Annotated in this window: 14 protein-coding genes; 8 read left to right on the top strand and 6 right to left on the bottom strand. The window is 71.6% G+C overall.

Features of this window, described 5'->3' with window-relative positions:
- Positions 1-27: 27 nt before the first annotated feature.
- A complete protein-coding gene (locus AOM05_RS00665; RefSeq protein WP_062518705.1) occupies positions 28-1,878 on the bottom strand; it encodes an ABC-F family ATP-binding cassette domain-containing protein in 1,851 nt (616 codons plus the stop codon).
- A 59-nt stretch (positions 1,879-1,937) separates the two neighbouring features.
- Here AOM05_RS00665 and AOM05_RS00660 point away from each other — a divergent pair, with 59 nt between their 5' ends.
- The 4 genes from AOM05_RS00660 (at position 1,938) to AOM05_RS00645 (ending at position 3,721) form a co-directional block, all read left to right on the top strand.
- The gene (locus tag AOM05_RS00660; protein WP_062518704.1) at positions 1,938-2,630 is read left to right on the top strand and encodes a glutamine amidotransferase-related protein; all 693 of its coding nucleotides are present in this window, start codon (positions 1,938-1,940) and stop codon (positions 2,628-2,630) included.
- Positions 2,627-3,013, top strand: coding sequence for a DUF3054 domain-containing protein (locus AOM05_RS00655; RefSeq protein ID WP_062518703.1), 387 nt, complete (start codon positions 2,627-2,629; stop codon positions 3,011-3,013). Before AOM05_RS00660 ends, AOM05_RS00655 begins: the two co-directional genes overlap by 4 nt.
- An 82-nt stretch (positions 3,014-3,095) precedes the next feature.
- Positions 3,096-3,338, top strand: a complete 243-nt coding sequence (locus tag AOM05_RS00650) for a type II toxin-antitoxin system Phd/YefM family antitoxin (RefSeq protein ID WP_062518702.1) — start codon at positions 3,096-3,098, stop codon at positions 3,336-3,338.
- A complete protein-coding gene (locus tag AOM05_RS00645; protein ID WP_062518701.1) occupies positions 3,335-3,721 on the top strand; it encodes a type II toxin-antitoxin system VapC family toxin in 387 nt (128 codons plus the stop codon). The genes AOM05_RS00650 and AOM05_RS00645 overlap by 4 nt, the downstream gene beginning before the upstream one ends.
- Here the strand turns inward: AOM05_RS00645 and AOM05_RS00640 are convergent.
- The 5 genes from AOM05_RS00640 to pta form a co-directional block, all read right to left on the bottom strand.
- Positions 3,718-4,677, bottom strand: coding sequence for a zinc-binding dehydrogenase (locus AOM05_RS00640; RefSeq protein WP_062518700.1), 960 nt, complete (start codon positions 4,675-4,677; stop codon positions 3,718-3,720). The genes AOM05_RS00645 and AOM05_RS00640 overlap by 4 nt on opposite strands.
- 74 nt (positions 4,678-4,751) lie before the next feature.
- Complete coding sequence (locus tag AOM05_RS00635) at positions 4,752-6,239, bottom strand: hypothetical protein (protein WP_062518699.1); 1,488 nt, start codon at positions 6,237-6,239, stop codon at positions 4,752-4,754.
- A gap of 221 nt (positions 6,240-6,460) precedes the next feature.
- Positions 6,461-8,917: a phosphoketolase family protein gene (locus AOM05_RS00630; protein ID WP_228373163.1), complete on the bottom strand. Its 2,457-nt coding sequence runs from the start codon at positions 8,915-8,917 to the stop codon at positions 6,461-6,463.
- A 304-nt stretch (positions 8,918-9,221) separates the two neighbouring features.
- Positions 9,222-10,358, bottom strand: coding sequence for an acetate/propionate family kinase (locus tag AOM05_RS00625; protein ID WP_062518697.1), 1,137 nt, complete (start codon positions 10,356-10,358; stop codon positions 9,222-9,224).
- Positions 10,355-12,433 (bottom strand): phosphate acetyltransferase, encoded by a 2,079-nt coding sequence (gene pta, locus AOM05_RS00620; protein ID WP_062518696.1) that lies wholly within the window; start codon positions 12,431-12,433, stop codon positions 10,355-10,357. Before pta ends, AOM05_RS00625 begins: the two co-directional genes overlap by 4 nt.
- A gap of 192 nt (positions 12,434-12,625) precedes the next feature.
- Here pta and AOM05_RS00615 point away from each other — a divergent pair, with 192 nt between their 5' ends.
- The 4 genes from AOM05_RS00615 to guaA are packed head-to-tail and all read left to right on the top strand — an operon-like array spanning position 12,626 to position 16,468.
- On the top strand, positions 12,626-13,795 hold the full coding sequence (locus AOM05_RS00615) for a GGDEF domain-containing protein (RefSeq protein ID WP_062518695.1): 1,170 nt from the start codon (positions 12,626-12,628) through the stop codon (positions 13,793-13,795).
- Positions 13,792-14,553, top strand: coding sequence for an SURF1 family protein (locus AOM05_RS00610; RefSeq protein WP_062518694.1), 762 nt, complete (start codon positions 13,792-13,794; stop codon positions 14,551-14,553). The genes AOM05_RS00615 and AOM05_RS00610 overlap by 4 nt, the downstream gene beginning before the upstream one ends.
- Positions 14,550-14,900: a DUF3817 domain-containing protein gene (locus tag AOM05_RS00605; protein ID WP_062518693.1), complete on the top strand. Its 351-nt coding sequence runs from the start codon at positions 14,550-14,552 to the stop codon at positions 14,898-14,900. The genes AOM05_RS00610 and AOM05_RS00605 overlap by 4 nt, the downstream gene beginning before the upstream one ends.
- Complete coding sequence (guaA, locus tag AOM05_RS00600) at positions 14,897-16,468, top strand: glutamine-hydrolyzing GMP synthase (RefSeq protein WP_062518692.1); 1,572 nt, start codon at positions 14,897-14,899, stop codon at positions 16,466-16,468. The genes AOM05_RS00605 and guaA overlap by 4 nt, the downstream gene beginning before the upstream one ends.
- The last annotated feature ends 115 nt before the right edge of the window (positions 16,469-16,583 follow it).

The following is a 16,583-nucleotide window of genomic DNA, read 5'->3' as shown; positions in this document are numbered from 1 at the left end:
GTCGCGAGCCTGCCCGGGGGGCAACGTTCAGCCGAGCTGCTCGCCGAGCTCCAGCCAGCGCTCCTCGAGCTCCGCGTTCTCGTCCTCCAGCGCCTGCAGGCTCTTCAGGAGCGTCGCGAGGCCCGCGAAGTCCGCCTGGTCGTGCATCACCATCTCGTGATGCGTGCCCTCGGTGAGCTCCTGGATCTTCGCCATGCGGCGCTCGACGGCCTTGAGCTCCTTCTCCACCTCGCGGCGCGCGGCGCCGCTCAGTGCGGGCACGGCGTGGGTGGACGATGCGGCGGTGACCGGGGCGCCAGCCGTCGCCTGCCCGCCCGACCCGGCCGGCGCATCGTCCCCCTGTCCGAACGTGCCGATGCCGGACGTCCCGGCACGGCGCTCGCGGGACAGCTCGACGTACTCGTCGACGCCGCCGGGGAGGTGGCGGAGGCCGCCGTCGACCACCGCGTACTGCTGGTCGGTGATGCGCTCCATGAGGTAGCGGTCGTGGCTCACCACGATGAGGGTGCCGGGCCAGGAGTCGAGCAGGTCCTCGAGCGCGGCGAGCATGTCGGTGTCGAGGTCGTTGGTGGGCTCGTCGAGGACCAGCACGTTGGGCTCGCTCAGCAGCACCACCAGCAGCTGGAGGCGGCGGCGCTGGCCGCCGGACAGGCGGCCCACGGGCGTCTTGAGCTGCGCGGACGTGAAGCCCATGCGCTCGAGCAGCTGGCTGGGGGTCATCTCCTGGCCGTCGCTCAGCTGGATCGAGGAGTACTGCTTCACCACGGCGGACACGCGCTGGTCCGCGAGGTCCTCGAGCTCCGCGAGCTGCTGGCTGAGCTGCGCGACGCGGACCGTGAGGCCGGTCTTGACGCGGCCGCTGGTGGGCTCCTGCTCGCCGGTGACGAGGCGCAGGAAGGTCGACTTGCCGGCGCCGTTCTCGCCGAGGATGCCGATGCGGTCGCCGGGGCCGATGTTGAAGTCCAGATCGCGCAGGACCTCCTTGTCGCCGTAGCTCACGCCCACGCGGATGAGCTCGACCACGTCCTTTCCCAGGCGTGCGGCGGCCATGCGGTGGAGCTTGACGGCGTCGCGGATGGGCGGCACGTCCGCGATGAGGGCGTTGGCGGCGTCTATCCGGAACTTGGGCTTCGAGGTGCGGGCGGGGGCGCCGCGGCGCAGCCACGCGAGCTCCTTGCGCATGAGGTTCTGGCGGCGCTGCTCGGTGACGGCGGCGATCCGGTCGCGTTCGACGCGCTGGAGCACGTACGCGGCGTAGCCGCCCTCGTACATGTCGACCTCGCCGTCGTGGACCTCCCACGTGCGGGTGGACACCTCGTCAAGGAACCAGCGGTCGTGGGTGACGATGAGGAGGGCGCCCCTCGACGCCGGCCAGCGGCGCTTGAGGTGGTCCGCGAGCCACGTCACGCCCTCGACGTCGAGGTGGTTGGTGGGCTCGTCGAGGAAGACGACGTCGTGGTCGCCCACGAGCACGTGGGCCAGGGCGACGCGCCGCTGCTGGCCACCCGAGAGGTCGCCGACGATCGCCTCGGCGGGCAGGTCGGGCACCAGGCCGGACATGATGTCGCGGACGCGGGGGTCGGCCGCCCACTCGTGCTCGTCGCGGTCGCCCACGATCGCCTGGGCGACGGTGAGGTCCTCGTCGACGTGATCCGACTGGTCGAGGACGCCGATGCGCGTGCCGCGGGCGACGGTGACGCGGCCGTCGTCGGGCTCGACGCGTCCCGCGAGCACCTTGAGGAGCGTCGACTTGCCCGCGCCGTTGGTGCCGACCATGCCGATCCGGTCGCCGTCGTCGAGGCCGAGCGTGATGCCGGCGAGCACCGGTCCGGTGCCGAAGTCCAGGTGAAGCGCCTCGGCGCCAAGCAGGTGTGCCACCCGGCGATTTTAGTCGCGCCGCGTGGGGGCGGGTTCCGCGCGGGCCTAGGCTCCCAGCCATGAGATGCGTCGCGATCCGTCATGTGGCCTTCGAGGACCTCGGAATCTGGGAGGCGGAGATCGCGGCCCACGGCTACGAGGTGGTCTACCTCGACGCCGGCGTCGACGACCTCGCGCCGTTCGCCTCCGCGGACCTCGGCGTGGTGCTCGGCGGGCCCGTCGGAGTCGGCGACATCGACGACTACCCGGTGCTCGCCGAGGAGGCGGCGCTGCTCGCCTCCCGCGTCGCGTCCGCGATGCCCACGCTCGCGGTGTGCCTGGGCGCGCAGCTGCTCGCTCATGCGCTGGGCGGTCGGGTGGAACCCGGCCGGCCCGAGGTCGGGTGGGGGACGGTGGATCTGGCGCCCGGCGCATCGTCCACCCCGCTGCGCCACCTCGACGGCGCGCCGGTCCTCCACTGGCATGGCGACCGGATCGTGGCGCCGGACGGCGCGACGGTGCTCGCGTCGACGCCCGCGACGGCGTGCCAGGCGTTCGCGTACGGCAGCGCGCTCGCGGTCCAGTTCCATCCGGAGGTCGATGCCGAGCGCATCGAGCGCTGGCTGATCGGGCACACCGGCGAGCTGCGCGGGCTGGGTATCGCGCCTGGCGACGTGCGCGAGCGGTCGCGCGAGGTGGGGGACGATGCGGCGGTCGCGGGCATCCTGATGATCAGGGAGTATCTGCGCGGGCTGGAAGGGAGTCGGTCATGAATCTGCGGCAGGCGGCGCTCGGCGCCGCGGCGCTGGACCTCGGGGCGATCGTGGTGTTCGCCGCCGTGGGCCGGGCGAGCCACGACGAGGGGATCCTCGGCGAGAACGGCTGGGGGCTGCTCGAGACGGTGTCACCGTTCGCGACCGGCGCCGCGATCGGGTGGCTGATCGCGCGGGCGTGGCGGCGGCCGTGCGACTGGAAGCGCACGGGCGTGACGGTGTGGGCGTCGACGCTGGTGGGTGGCATGGCGCTGCGCGCGGTCTACGGCCAGGGGGTGCAGGTCTCGTTCGTGATCGTGGCCGCGACGGTGCTGGCGGCGTTCCTCATCGGCTGGCGCGTGGTCTCCGGGGCGATCGCGAAGCGCCGCGGGCTCAAGGGCTGAGGGGGCGTCGCTGTCCACATGCCGTTGTAGGCGGAGGAGCGCCCAACTAGACTAAGTCCGCTTAGTCCAGTGGAGGTGGCCCATGCGCACCGTGAACGTGCACGAGGCGAAGACGCACCTGTCGAAGCTGTTGGCGGCGGTCGGGCGAGGCGAGACCGTCATCGTCGCGAGGGCAGGTGTGCCCGTCGCGCGCCTCGTCCCCATCGAGGGCGCGGACACGGTGGGGCAGCGCGTCGGGTTCATGCCCGACCTGCTCGAGATCCCCGACGACTTCGATCGCATGGGTGCTGACGACATCGAGCGGCTCTTCGGTTCCGCCTCGTGAGGGTGCTCCTCGACACGCATCTGCTGTTGTGGGCGGCGCGCGACGACGCGAGGCTTTCGCGGGAGGCGCGGGCATGGCTGCTCGACCCGGCCCACGAGCTCCTGGTGAGCCCCGTGTCGACGTGGGAGATCGCGATCAAGGCGTCGCTCGGGCGCCCGGACTTCACGCTCGACGCGGCGGTGCTGAGGCGCCGGCTTCTGGACGCCGGCTACCTGGAGCTCGACGTGACGGGTGCGCATGCCGCCGAGGTAGCACAGCTGCCCCTGCTGCATCGCGACCCGTTCGACAGGATGCTCGTCGCCCAGGCGCGCCTCGAGGGCGCCGTGCTGCTCACCGCCGATGACGCCGTGGCGGCGTACGGGGAGCCGGTGCGGCGCGTCTAGACGGTCAGCACGACCTTGCCGAGGTGATCCCCACCCGCCACGCGGGCGATCGCGTCGCACGCCCGCGCGAGCGGGTAGGTCGAGTCGATGGTGGGGCGCAGGCCCGTGCGGGCGAGGAAGGCCAGCAGCGCCGCGAGGTCCTCGCGCGTGCCCATGGTGACGCCCTGGATGCGGAGCTCGTGGAAGAACACCCGGGTGAGGAGCGCGGGTTCCGGGTCGCCCGTGGTGTGGCCCGCGATCGCGATGGTGCCGCCGTTCCTGACGCTCGCGATCGAGTGCTTCCACGTCGCCCGGCCCACGGTCTCGATGACTGCGTCGACGCGGCGGGGGAGGCGAGCGCCGGGCTCCACGGCCGCGGACGCGCCCATGCGGAGCGCCGCCTCGCGCTTGGCCTCCGACCGGGACGTCGCGATCACGTCGAGGCCGGCCGCTGCGCCGAGGGCGATGGCCGCGCTCGCGACCCCGCCGCCCACGCCCTGCACCAGCACGGACTGCCCAGGGGTGAGGGCAGAGGCGTGGAAGAGCATCCGGTACGCCGTCAGCCACGCGGTCGGCAGGCAGGCGGCCTCCTCGAAGCTCAGCTCCGTCGGCTTAGGGATGAGGTTCGCGGTCGGGACCGCGACCCGCTCGGCGAACGTGCCCGGGTATCGCTCGGACAGGAGGCTCCGCGGCTCGCTCGGACCCACGCCGTGGCCGTCGGCGCCGATGACGCCGTGCACCACCACCTCGGTCCCGTCGGGCGCGATGCCCGCGGCGTCGCAGCCGAGGATCATCGGCAGCTGGCCCTCAGCGAGGCCGACGCCCTTGAGGCTCCACACGTCGTGGTGGTTGACGGAGGCGGCGCGCACCTCGACCGTCGACCAGTGCTCGCGCGCCTCAGGCTCCGGTCGGTCGCCCACCTCGAGCGCGCTCGCGGGATCGGACGGGCTGAACCGGGTGGCGTAGGCGGCGAGCATGGCACCCAACCTACGGGGCCCCGGGCGCGGGTGCCGGGACCCAGGTCACCGGCGGACGCGCCCGGGGGAAACCGTTAGACGAGCGCCTGGTAGGTGTACGTCATCGTGAAGCCGGTCACGTGCGCTCGGGCGCTGTAGCCGAGCATGACCGTCAACGAGAACCACGTGCCACCGGTCCTGAGCTTGAGCGGCGTCAGCGACTGGGCGCCCTCCTTCGCAGCGGCGCTCTGGTCGCAGTTGCCGCGGTAGTAGTTCGAGACGCACCACGACACCGGGCCGTCGACGTCTCTCCAGTTCGCCGTCACCTTGACGCGCGTGGCGCCGTACCTCTGTGCGTCGACTACGGCGGTCGGGACGTCGATCTCGCCCCATCCCAGCAAGGCTTGTCCGCTCGAGGCGCTGTCCGCACTGGAGCAGTAGGAGTCACCCGCGACGTAGACGTCGCTGCTGCAGCTTCCGGAACCGCGTGCGATCACCTCCTGATACTGGATCACCTGGTCGGCGGCGTAGCTCACCGTCCTGGTGGTGGCGACGAGCCTCCGCTTGCTCACGTCGATCGTGGTCCTGGCGGTCCTGGTGGTGCCCTCGGGGCCCTTGATGGAGACCGACACCCGGTACGTGCCGGGGACGATCCTGCCGCCGTTGAGGCCGTCCCAGGTGCCCGTCCACTTCGTGGCGGATGTCAGCTTCCACGACTTCACGGTCCTGCCGTCGTAGGTCACCTTGACGGTGCCGGTCGCAGGGAAGATCACCGGGCGCGACTTCGCGGGTATCACCGTGAGCCTGACAGAGTCGCGGTAGCCGTCCTTGGCCGGGTAGACGTTCGTCCGGCTGGGGACGAGCGAGACGCCCGTGATGGCGGTCTTCTTGATCGTGATCGGTGCGGATGCCGTCGAGCCGGTCAGGGTGGGGCCGTCGAGCCTGGCCGTCACGGTGCCGGTGCCTGCCGCGAGCTGCGAGGCGTAGACCTTGCGCGAGGCGGACGCGCCGGTGGCCGAGCCGATCGAGGTGGTCGAGCTCTTGCCGCCGGCCTTGGCGATCACCGTGCCGGTGAAGGGCACCCTGAGGCCCGTCTCGTCAGTGGCGCGGACCGTCGCGACGGCGGTGCGTGGGCTCGCGCCGCTCCACGTGTACAGCTTCGAGTCCGAGAGTGCCAGCGTGACCTTCTTCGGGTCCCCGGACCCGACCGTGATGCGCCTGACCACGGGCTCGCCCGAGGCGGGCGTCACCACGAGGTCGTAGGTGCCGGCGCTCGGCAGCCCATCCAGGGGCACCGTGACGCGAACGGCAACCGCCGGATCGGTGATCTCGACGGGCGCGAGGGGGAGCGGCTCGAGGCCCGTGCCGATCAGCGCGACGTCGGCGGTGGTGGCGACGTCGGAGGAGACCGACACCGACGTCGAGTCCCGCACCCCGTCGCCCGCGGGCAGCGTGAGGACGGTCGCGGTCCCCAATGTCAGCGTGGCGGCGTCCTCCGCGGAGGCGCCCGAGGCGATCCCGATGAGCGCCAGCGACGCGACGGTGGCGGCCGCGATGCCGCGAGCGCCGACGAGATTCTTCACCGGTGGTTCCCCCAGTCTCAAGTGAGCGTGCGCGCGACGGTATCGCGCCCGGGTGCCACTCACAAGCGACCTGTGGGCACCGTCACCCCGGCCCGCCCGCCGGATCCGGGCAAAGGGGGCGAAATGCCTGCGTCGGGCCGGAACCCGGGGCATGCGGAAGGGGGACGATGCGCGGGGCCGGCCCGCGCATCGTCCCCCAGGGAGGAGAGGGAGAGGAGTCCCTACTCGTTGTCGCCGTCGGTCGCGAGCGCGCCCGAGAGCTTGGCCTGCACCTCGGTGCCGGCGCCGGACCAGACCCACTCGGCGACCTCGGGGAGGTCGGCGCCGGTCTCGTAGGCGTAGCGCTGCGCCTCGAAGCGCTTGTCCTGCAGCCTCTGGCGCAGCGACGCCGCCCGCGAGCCGAGCGACGGGACGCGGTCGATGACGTCCATCACCAGGTGGTAGCGGTCGATGTCGTTGACCATCGCCATGTCGAAGGGCGACGTGGTGGTGCCCTCCTCCTTGAAGCCGCGCACGTGCAGGTTCGCGTGGCCGTTGCGGCGGTACGTGAGCCGGTGGATGAGCCACGGGTAGCCGTGGTAGTTCATGATGATCGGCTTGTCCGCGGTGAACAGCTGGTCGAACTCGCGGTCCGTCATGCCGTGCGGGTGCTCCTTGGGCGGCTGCAGGCGCATGAGGTCGACCACGTTGACCATGCGGACCTTGAGCTCGGGCAGCTCCTCGCGGATGATGTCGATCGCCGCGAGGATCTCCATGGTGGGTACGTCGCCGATGCCGCACATCACCACGTCGGGCTCCTCGCCCAGCGGCACGTTGGACGCGAAGTCCCAGATGCCGGCGCCGCGCGCGAAGTGGTTCTCCGCCTCCTCGATGGTGAGCCACTGGGCCTGCGGCTGCTTGCCGGCGACCACCACGTTGACGCGGTCGCGGCTGCGCAGGCAGTGGTCGTAGGTCGCGAGCAGGGTGTTGGCGTCGGCGGGGAGGTAGACGCGCACCACCTCGGCCTTCTTGTTCACCACGTGGTCGATGAAGCCCGGGTCCTGGTGCGAGAAGCCGTTGTGGTCCTGACGCCACACGTGGCTCGACAGCAGGTAGTTGAGCGACGGGATGGGGCGGCGCCACGGCAGCTCGTGCGCGACCTTGAGCCACTTGGCGTGCTGGTTGAACATCGAGTCGACGATGTGGATGAACGCCTCGTAGCTGGTGAACAGGCCGTGCCGGCCCGTGAGGTTGTACGCCTCGAGCCAGCCCTGGCACTGGTGCTCGGAGAGCATCTCCACCACGCGGCCCTCGTGGCTCATCTTGCCGTCGTCGGGGTCGATCTCCGCGTTCCACACCTTGTCGGTGACGTCGAGGACGGCCTGGATGCGGTTCGAGGCCAGCTCGTCGGGAGCGAAGATGCGGAAGTTGTCGGGGTTGTTGCGCATGACCTCGCGCAGGAACTCGCCCAGGGTGCGGGTCGCCTCGCCGATCTCGGCACCGGGCGCGGGCACGTCCACCGCGAAGTCGCGGTAGTCGGGCATGACCAGGTCCTTCATGAGGACGCCGCCGTTGGCCTCGGGGCGAGCCGACATGCGCAGCTCGCCCTGCGGGACGGTCGCGAGCACCTCGGGCTTCACGACGCCCGCCTCGTCGAACAGGTCCTCCGGGCCGTACGACTGCAGCCACGCCTCGAGGGTGTGGAGGTGGTCGTCCGTGTCGCGGGCGTTCGACAGCGGCACCTGGTGCGCGCGCCACGAGCCCTCGGTGCGCTTGCCGTCGATCTCGGGCGGGCAGGTCCAGCCCTTGGGGGTGCGCAGCACGATCATGGGCCACATCGGGCGGTCCATGTCGGGGTTGACCTTGGCCTCGGCCTTGATCGCGGCGATCTCGTCCATGACCTCGTCGAGCACGGCGGCGAAGCGCGCGTGGAACGAGGCCGGGGTCTCGTCGTCGAAGCCTGCGGTGAACACGTGCGGCTTGTGGCCGTAGCCCACCATGAGCGCCGTGAGCTCCTCCTCCGAGATGCGGCTGAGGACCGTCGGGTTCGCGATCTTGTAGCCGTTGAGGTGCAGGATCGGGAGGACCACGCCGTCGGTGGCGGGGTTGATGAACTTGTTCGAGTGCCAGCTGGTGGCGAGCGGGCCGGTCTCGGCCTCGCCGTCGCCCACCACGGCCGCGACCAGCAGGTCCGGGTTGTCGAACGCGGCGCCGTACGCGTGGCTGAGCGCATAGCCCAACTCGCCGCCCTCGTGGATCGAGCCGGGGGTCTCGGGCGCGACATGCGACGGGATGCCGCCGGGGAAGGAGAACTGCTTGAACAGGCGCTGGAGGCCGCGAGCGTCCTCGGAGATCTCCGGGTACGTCTCGTTGTAGGTGCCCTCGAGGTAGCTGGCCGCCACCAGACCGGGGCCGCCGTGGCCCGGGCCGATGATGTACATGGTCGGCTGCTGGCGCGACGTGATCATGCGGTTGAGGTGCGTGTAGATGAAGTTGAGGCCGGGCGTGGTGCCCCAGTGGCCCACCAGACGCTTCTTCACGTGGTCGCGGTGCAGCGGCTCCCGCAGCAGCGGGTTGTCGAGCAGGTAGATCTGCCCGACCGACATGTAGTTGGCCGTCCGCCACCACAGGTCGATCGCCTCGACCTCGGCATCGCTGACGGAATCCGCGGTGCGGCTGGACCAGGGCGTCGGTGCCATGTTTTCCTCCATCTCGGGTACCTGGTCAGCATGGCATGGTGAACGTTCACACGGCGCGGCGAAGGTCCTGATTCGAAGCTGAACTTCGGGTGACCCCCGTCCGCCGCGGGCACCTATCCACGCACTGGCGTGCGTCTGACGCGAATCCAGGGTGTCTTTGCCGCGACTCGCCGACGACACGCCCGGACTCGGGTGGGGGAGTGCCTCATCCGCGTGGATAGGTGCTCGGGGTGCGCGGCGCGGAACGCACCGAGGGCCGGCCTCCCTGGTGGGAGACCGGCCCTCGGGACGATGCGGTGGCCGGCTAGGAGACCGAGGCGATCGACTGGAGCGCGATCTCGCGCTCCTCGTTGGTCGGGATCACCCACACCTGGACGCGCGAGGTCGGTGTCGAGATGAGCGTCGCCTGCTTCTTGCGGCCCGCGTTGACGTCGAGGTCGAGCTCGATGCCCAGCTCCGCGAGGCCCGACAGCGACTCGGCGCGCACGATGTCGTCGTTCTCGCCCACGCCGGCGGTGAACACGATCGCGTCGAGGCCGCCCAGCTGCGCCATGTACTGGCCCACGTAGCCCTTGATGCGGCGCGTGTAGATGTCGAGCGCGACCTTGGCCTCGTGGCTGCCCTCCTCGATGGCCTTGTGGACGTCGCGCATGTCGGAGTAGCCGGTAAGGCCGAGCATGCCGGAGCGCTTGTTGAAGAGGTCGTCGATCTCGTCGATGTCCATGCCGGCGGCGCGGTGCAGGTGGAACACCACGGCGGGGTCGATCGCGCCGGTGCGCGAGCCCATCACCAGGCCGTCGAGCGGGGTGAGGCCCATCGAGGTGTCGACCGCGACGCCGCCCTTGACCGCGTCCGCGGAGGCGCCGTTGCCCAGGTGCAGCGTGATGATGCGCAGCTCCTTGGGGTCGCGGTCCATGAGGCGCGCGGCCTCGCGCGACACGTAGCCGTGCGAGGTGCCGTGGAAGCCGTAGCGGCGGATGCCGTGCTCGTGCGCGAGGCGCTGGTCGATCGCGTACGAGTACGCCGCCTCGGATAGCGTCTGGTGGAACGCCGTGTCGAACACCGCGACGTGGGGGATGTGCGGGAACGCGGCGCGGGCGGCCGCGATGCCGGCGACGTGGCCCGGGTTGTGCAGCGGCGCGAGGACGGACAGCTTCGCGATGGCGTCCTGGACCTCGTCGTCGATGATGGTGGGCGCGGAGAACTCCGCGCCGCCCTGCACCACGCGGTGGCCCACCACGGTGAGCTGCGACAGGTCCACGCCCGAGTCGGGCTGCGACAGGGACTCGATGACGGCGCCGACGCCCTCGCGGTGGTCGGTCACGCGCTCGACCAGGCCCGACGCGAGCGGCGCGTCGAGGGTGGTGTCGACCACCTGGTACTTGATCGAGCTGGAGCCGCAGTTGAGGACGAGGGCGATGCCGTTGTAGTTGACGCTCACGCGTTGCCTTCCGGGGAGTCGAGGTTCTGGGCCTGGATCGCGGTGATCGCGACCGTGTTGACGATGTCCTGCACGAGCGCGCCGCGCGAGAGGTCGTTGACCGGCTTGCGCAGGCCCTGCAGGACGGGGCCGACGGCGACCGCTCCCGCGGAGCGCTGCACGGCCTTGTAGGTGTTGTTGCCGGTGTTGAGGTCGGGGAACACCAGGACGGTGGCCTGACCCGCGACGGGGGAGCCGGGCGCCTTCGACGCCGCGACCGAGGGCTCGACCGCCGCGTCGTACTGGAGCGGGCCGTCGACCAGCAGGTCGGGGCGGCGCTCCTTCACCAGGCGGGTCGCCTCGCGCACCTTGTCGACGTCCGATCCGGTGCCGGACTCGCCCGTCGAGTACGACAGCATCGCGATGCGCGGCTCGACGCCGAACTGCGCGGCGGTGTCCGCGGAGGAGATCGCGATGTCCGCGAGCTGCTCGGCGGTCGGGTCCGGGTTGACGGCGCAGTCGCCGTAGACCAGCACGCGGTCCGCGAGGCACATGAGGAACACCGACGAGACCACCGAGACGCCGGGCACGGTCTTGATGATCTGGAACGACGGCAGGATGGTGTGCGCCGTGGTGTGGGCCGCGCCCGACACCATGCCGTCCGCGAGGCCCAGCTCGACCATCATGGTGCCGAAGTAGCTGACGTCCTGGACGCGGTCGCGTGCGGCCTCGAGGGTCGCGCCCTTGTGCTTGCGCATCTCGTAATAGTCGTGGGCGAAGCGCTCGACGTACTCGGGGTCCTTGGGATCGATGACGGTCGCGTCCTCGATGTCGAGGCCCAGCTCCGCGGCGCGGGCGCGGATCGCGGTCTCGTTGCCGAGGATGATGAGCTCGACCACGTCGCGGGTGAGCAGGGAGGACGCGGCGCGCAGGATGCGGTCGTCGCCGCCTTCCGGCAGGACGATGCGCTGCTTGCGCGAGCGGGCACGGTCCAGCAGGCCGTACTCGAACATGAGCGGGGTGATGACGTCGGTGCGGGCGAGGTCGAGCGCCGCGGTGAGGCGGTCCGTGTCCACGCGCTGGTCGAACATCGCGAGCGCGGTGTCGACCTTGAGCTGGCTCTCGCGCGACAGGCGGCCGCGGGTGGTGGAGCAGCGGCGCGCGGTCTCGAACGTGTCGAGCGCCGTGCGCACCACGGGCAGCGGGGAGCCGAGGCCCTCGACCAGGCGGCGCACCGCCGAGCGGGGCTCGAGGCCGCCGGTGAGGATGACGCCCGACAGCGAGGGGAAGCCCTCCGCGCCGTGCGCGGCCAGCAGCGCGAGCACCGTGTCGGAACGGTCACCCGGGACGATCACCACGGAGCCGTCCTCGAGGCGGTCGAGCAGGTTCGACGTGGTCATCGCGCCCACGATGATGCCGCGCGTCTCGCGCGACAGCAGCGCCGGGTCGCCCGTGACGAGCGTGCCCTCGACCGCGTCGACCAGCTGGTTCATCGACGGCGCGATGAGCAGCGGGTCCTCGGGAAGCACGCCCAGGCGCAGGTCCTCGGGAAGGAGGGCGGCGATCGCGTCCACGTCCGCGAGGTCCGCGCGGTTGACGAAGATGCCGGCGACGGTCGCGTGCGAGCCGGCGAGCTCGAGCCGCGCCTGGTCGATCACCTGCGCGACCTCGGCGGGGGTGCGCTCGCTGCCGTGCACCACGAGCACCACGGGCGCGCCCAGGTTCGCGGCGATGCGGCCGTTGAACTCGAGCTCGGCGGCGGCGGAGACGTCCGTGTAGTCGGTGCCGACGATCACGACGGCGTCGCAGCGGCGCTCCACCTCGTGGAAGCGCGACACGATGGTCGACAGCGCCTTCTCGGGGTCCGCGTGGACGTCCTCGTAGGTGACGCCGATCGCCTCCTCGTAGGACAGGTCGATGCTGTCGTGCCCGAGGAGGAGCTCGAGGACGTAGTCGGAGCCGTCGGCGACGCGGGCCACGGGCCGGAAGATCCCGACGCGTCCCACCTGCTTGGCGAGGAGATTGGTGATGCCGAGCGCGATGGTCGATTTTCCGGTGTCGCCTTCGGCCGATGCGATGTAGATGCTTCGTGCCACGGACCCTATGGTTTCACGAACTCCCGGGACCCACGTGGTCGAAGGTCCTACGCGGGCCGTGCGATGGTGACCCCGCGCCCGTGCGGCCCTCGTGCTTTCGGCGTCGCCCGCCTAGGCTGGGCGGAGGCCGCGCTGAGGGGTCAGGCCCGATGCTCCCCTGCGCGCGCGGCCGCGCGACGCGAGGGAGGGACCATGGCAGCCGACGACGCCGACGAGCGGCTCTCCCGCGTCTCCGCGCTGCTGTCCGGGTTCTTCGACCGCAGCGCGGGAGGCCTCACCGGTGCCGAGGGCGCCGCCGCGGGCACCGTGCGCAGCTTCGCGCTCGTGTCCGTCCTGTCCACCGTCGCCTACACGGCCCGCTACGTGCTCGGGTCCCCCGTGGAGCCCGGGCCGCTGCCGTGGCTCAACGGGGTGCTGGTCGTCGCGTTCGTCGCGACGCTGGTGATGGTCGCCCGCGGCCGGCAGCTCGCCGCCGCGGTGGTCTACCTCACCGCCGCGACCGCGGGCATGGTCTACATGGCCTTCCTGTACGGCTGGGGCTCGGGCCACCACCTCTACCTCATCACGGCCGCGCAGCTGGTGTTCCTCATGTTCACCGACGCGCAGCGCGCGTGGCGCTGGACCTTCGTGGTCGCGTCCGCCGCGGCCTTCCTGGTCTCGCAGCTCGGCACCCCCGCGGTGGGCCCGTACGCCGACGCCGCGCAGATGTCCGGGATCTTCGCCGCCAACGCGGTAGGCACCGCGACGCTGATGTTCATCCTGTCGGTGGTCGCGCACTACCGCGCCGGCGCGGCCCGGGCCGAGGTCGCGCGCTACGCCGAGCGCGCCGCCTACCTCGCGAACACGGACCCGCTCACGGGGCTCGCGAACCGCCGGCCGGTCATCGCGCGGCTCGAGGAGCTGGGCGCCGCCGCCGTGGGCGCGTACGCCGTCGCGATCGCGGACCTCGACCGCTTCAAGGAGCTCAACGACGAGCACGGCCACGCGTGCGGAGACCGCGTGCTCGCCGCGCTCGGGGAGCGCCTGCGCGGGCAGGTCCGCGCCTCCGACGAGCTGGGCCGCTGGGGCGGCGAGGAGTTCATCGTGGTGCTCGCGGAGACCTCGGTGGCCGACGCAGCCGTCATGATGGAGCGCATGAGAAGCATCGTCGGAGCGCGCCCCGTGCAGTGCGGGGACCACACCCATCGCGTGACCCTGTCCATCGGAGTCGCCGGGGGAGTCGCGGACGGCGCGAGCCACCGCGTGGTCAAGCGGGCCGACGACGCGCTCTACGACGCGAAGCTCGCCGGCCGCGACCGCGTGTGCGTGCGCTCGCTCGACGACGCTCCGACGGCGCCGACCCCCGTGGTGCGCGGCCGGTGACGGCCGCCACCGACCGCGGCGCCATCCTCTGGGGCCGCGTCCTCTCCGCCGTGCTCATCGCGCTGCTCGCCGTCGGCGTGTGCGGCGCGCTCGGCTGGTGGCAGTGGTCGCGCGCCTCGACCACGGGCCGCACCGTGCAGCCCGAGCCGGCGGTGCCGCTCGCCGAGGTGCTGCTCCCCGCGGAGACCGGCGGCCTCGCCTACGGCCGCCAGGTCACCGTGACCGGCACGTGGGCCGACGAGGACGCCGCCGTGGTGACGGGCCGCGAGGTCGACGGCAGGCCCGCGGAGATGCTCGTGCGTGCGCTCACCGTCCCCGCCTCCGAGACCGGCACCGGCGAGGAGGCCACCCTCGCGGTCGTGGTCGGGTGGAGGCCCGAGGGCGACGTCGCGGGGGTGGACGATGCGCCGGGAACCCAGGCGACCATCGAGGGCTATCTCCGGGCGCCCGAGGCGTCCGCCGCATCGTCCACCCCGACGGCCGACCCGGCCGACGGCACCTTCTGGGCCTCCGCGATGGCGACCTCGGAGCTCGCTCAGACCTGGCCCGCGCCGCTCTACAGCGCGCTGCTGGTGTCCTACGAGGGCACCGAGACGTGGACGGCGCTCGAGCCGCTGCCGCCCACCACCGAGCTCAACTTCCGGTCGGCCGCGTACGCGCTCGAGTGGTGGCTGTTCGGGGCGTTCGCGCTGTTCATCACCGTGCGCTGGATACGGGACAATGGACGCGTTCCCCCAACCCGAGAGGACGGCGCGTGAGCGACGCTTCCAGCAAGATCCCCGGCGCGCTGCAGCGGTACCGCGTCATGGCGTTCATCACCGGGACGCTGCTGCTGATCGTGACGGTCGGCATGCTCCGCTACCTCCCCGGCCTCGCGGACGTCAAGGAGACGCTCGACCCGATCCTGGGGCCCGTCGCGATCCTGCACGGGTGGGTGTTCATCGTCTACCTCGCCACGGTCACGCAGCTGTGGATGCTCATGAAGTGGAACCTCGGACGCCTGGTCTACATGGCCGCCGGCGGCGTGGTCCCGCTGCTCTCGTTCTTCGCCGAGCGCCGCGTGCACGCGGAGGTCTCGGCCCAACTGGAGGAGGCTCGCCCGTGAGCGAGACCCAGCACCGTCCCGTCCTCGTGGTCGACTGCGGCGCGCAGTACGCGCAGCTCATCGCCCGTCGCGTGCGCGAGGCCAGCGTCTACTCCGAGGTGGTGCCGCACTCGATGAGCGCGGCCGACATGCTCGCCAAGAACCCCGCCGCGGTCATCCTCTCCGGCGGCCCCTCCTCCGTGTACGAGGACGGCGCTCCGCAGATCGACCCCGCGCTGTTCGAGGCCGGCGTGCCCGTCATGGGTATCTGCTACGGCTTCCAGGCGATGGCGCAGGCCATGGGCGGCACCGTCGCCAAGACCGGCCTGCGCGAGTACGGCCGCACCCAGGCGTCCGTCGGCACGGCCGGCACCGCGCTCGCGGGCAGCCCCGCCGTCCAGGAGGTCTGGATGAGCCACGGCGACTCCGTCCAGGAGGCGCCCCCCGGCTTCGCGGTGCTCGCCACCACCGAGGGCGCGCCCGTCGCGGCCTTCGAGAACCTCGACAAGCGCATGTGCGGCGTGCAGTGGCACCCCGAGGTCAAGCACTCGCCGCTGGGCCAGCACGCGATCGAGAACTTCCTCTACAACGTCGCGGGCCTGCAGCCCGACTGGACGCCGTCCAACGTCATCGACGAGCAGGTCGAGCTGATCCGCGCGCAGGTGGGATCCAAGCGCGTCATCTGCGCCCTCTCGGGCGGCGTCGACTCCGCCGTCGCGGCCGCGCTGGTCCAGAAGGCCGTGGGCGACCAGCTCACCTGCATCCACGTGGACCACGGCCTCATGCGTGCCGGCGAGGTCGAGCAGATCGAGAAGGACTTCGTCGCCTCGACCGGCGTGCGCCTCATCATCCGTGACGAGAAGGACCGGTTCCTCTCGGCGCTGGCCGGCGTGTCCGACCCGGAGACCAAGCGCAAGATCATCGGCCGCGAGTTCATCCGCGTGTTCGAGGACGCCGCGCGCCAGGTGGTCGAGGAGGCCGGCGCGCACGGCGAGTCCGTGGACTTCCTGGTCCAGGGCACGCTCTACCCCGACGTGGTCGAGTCCGGCGGCGGCGAGGGCGCGGCCAACATCAAGAGCCACCACAACGTGGGCGGCCTGCCCGACGACCTCCAGTTCTCGCTGGTCGAGCCGCTGCGCGCGCTGTTCAAGGACGAGGTCCGCGCCGTGGGCCGCGAGCTGGGCATCCCCGAGGAGATCGTGGGACGTCAGCCGTTCCCGGGTCCCGGTCTGGGCATCCGCATCATCGGCGAGGTGACGTGGGAGCGGCTCGAGATCCTGCGCCGCGCCGACGCGATCGCGCGCGAGGAACTGACGCGCGCGGGGCTCGACCAGGAGATCTGGCAGTGCCCCGTGGTGCTGCTCGCGGACGTCCGCTCGGTGGGCGTCCAGGGCGACGGCCGCACCTACGGCCACCCTGTGGTGCTGCGTCCCGTGTCCTCCGAGGACGCGATGACCGCGGACTGGTCGCGCGTGCCCTACGAGGTGCTCGCGCACATCTCCAACCGCATCACCAACGAGGTGGCCGAGGTCAACCGCGTGGTGCTCGACGTCACGAGCAAGCCGCCGGGCACCATCGAGTGGGAGTGAGTCGAACAGAACGGGCCCCGAGCTGATGCTCGGGGCCCGTTCTGCTGTGCGGGGGATCGGGGCCGGCTGATGCCGGTCCTGCATGCAGGAGAGATCGATCCCGCATGCAGGACCA

The sequence above is a fragment of the Demequina silvatica genome (assembly GCF_000971215.1).
In the GTDB taxonomy this organism is placed as follows: Bacteria; Actinomycetota; Actinomycetes; order Actinomycetales; family Demequinaceae; genus Demequina; species Demequina silvatica.
Note: the sequence above shows the minus strand (reverse complement) of the source record. Positions and strands in the feature narration are given on the sequence as shown.

Coding starts and splice junctions, on each gene's coding strand:
- AOM05_RS00660 (WP_062518704.1), top strand. CDS start 1,938: ATGAGATGCGTCGCGATCCGTCATGTGGCCTTCGAGGACCTCGGAATC.
- AOM05_RS00630 (WP_228373163.1), bottom strand. CDS start 8,917: ATGGCACCGACGCCCTGGTCCAGCCGCACCGCGGATTCCGTCAGCGAT.
- AOM05_RS00640 (WP_062518700.1), bottom strand. CDS start 4,677: ATGCTCGCCGCCTACGCCACCCGGTTCAGCCCGTCCGATCCCGCGAGC.
- AOM05_RS00650 (WP_062518702.1), top strand. CDS start 3,096: ATGCGCACCGTGAACGTGCACGAGGCGAAGACGCACCTGTCGAAGCTG.
- AOM05_RS00655 (WP_062518703.1), top strand. CDS start 2,627: ATGAATCTGCGGCAGGCGGCGCTCGGCGCCGCGGCGCTGGACCTCGGG.
- AOM05_RS00615 (WP_062518695.1), top strand. CDS start 12,626: ATGGCAGCCGACGACGCCGACGAGCGGCTCTCCCGCGTCTCCGCGCTG.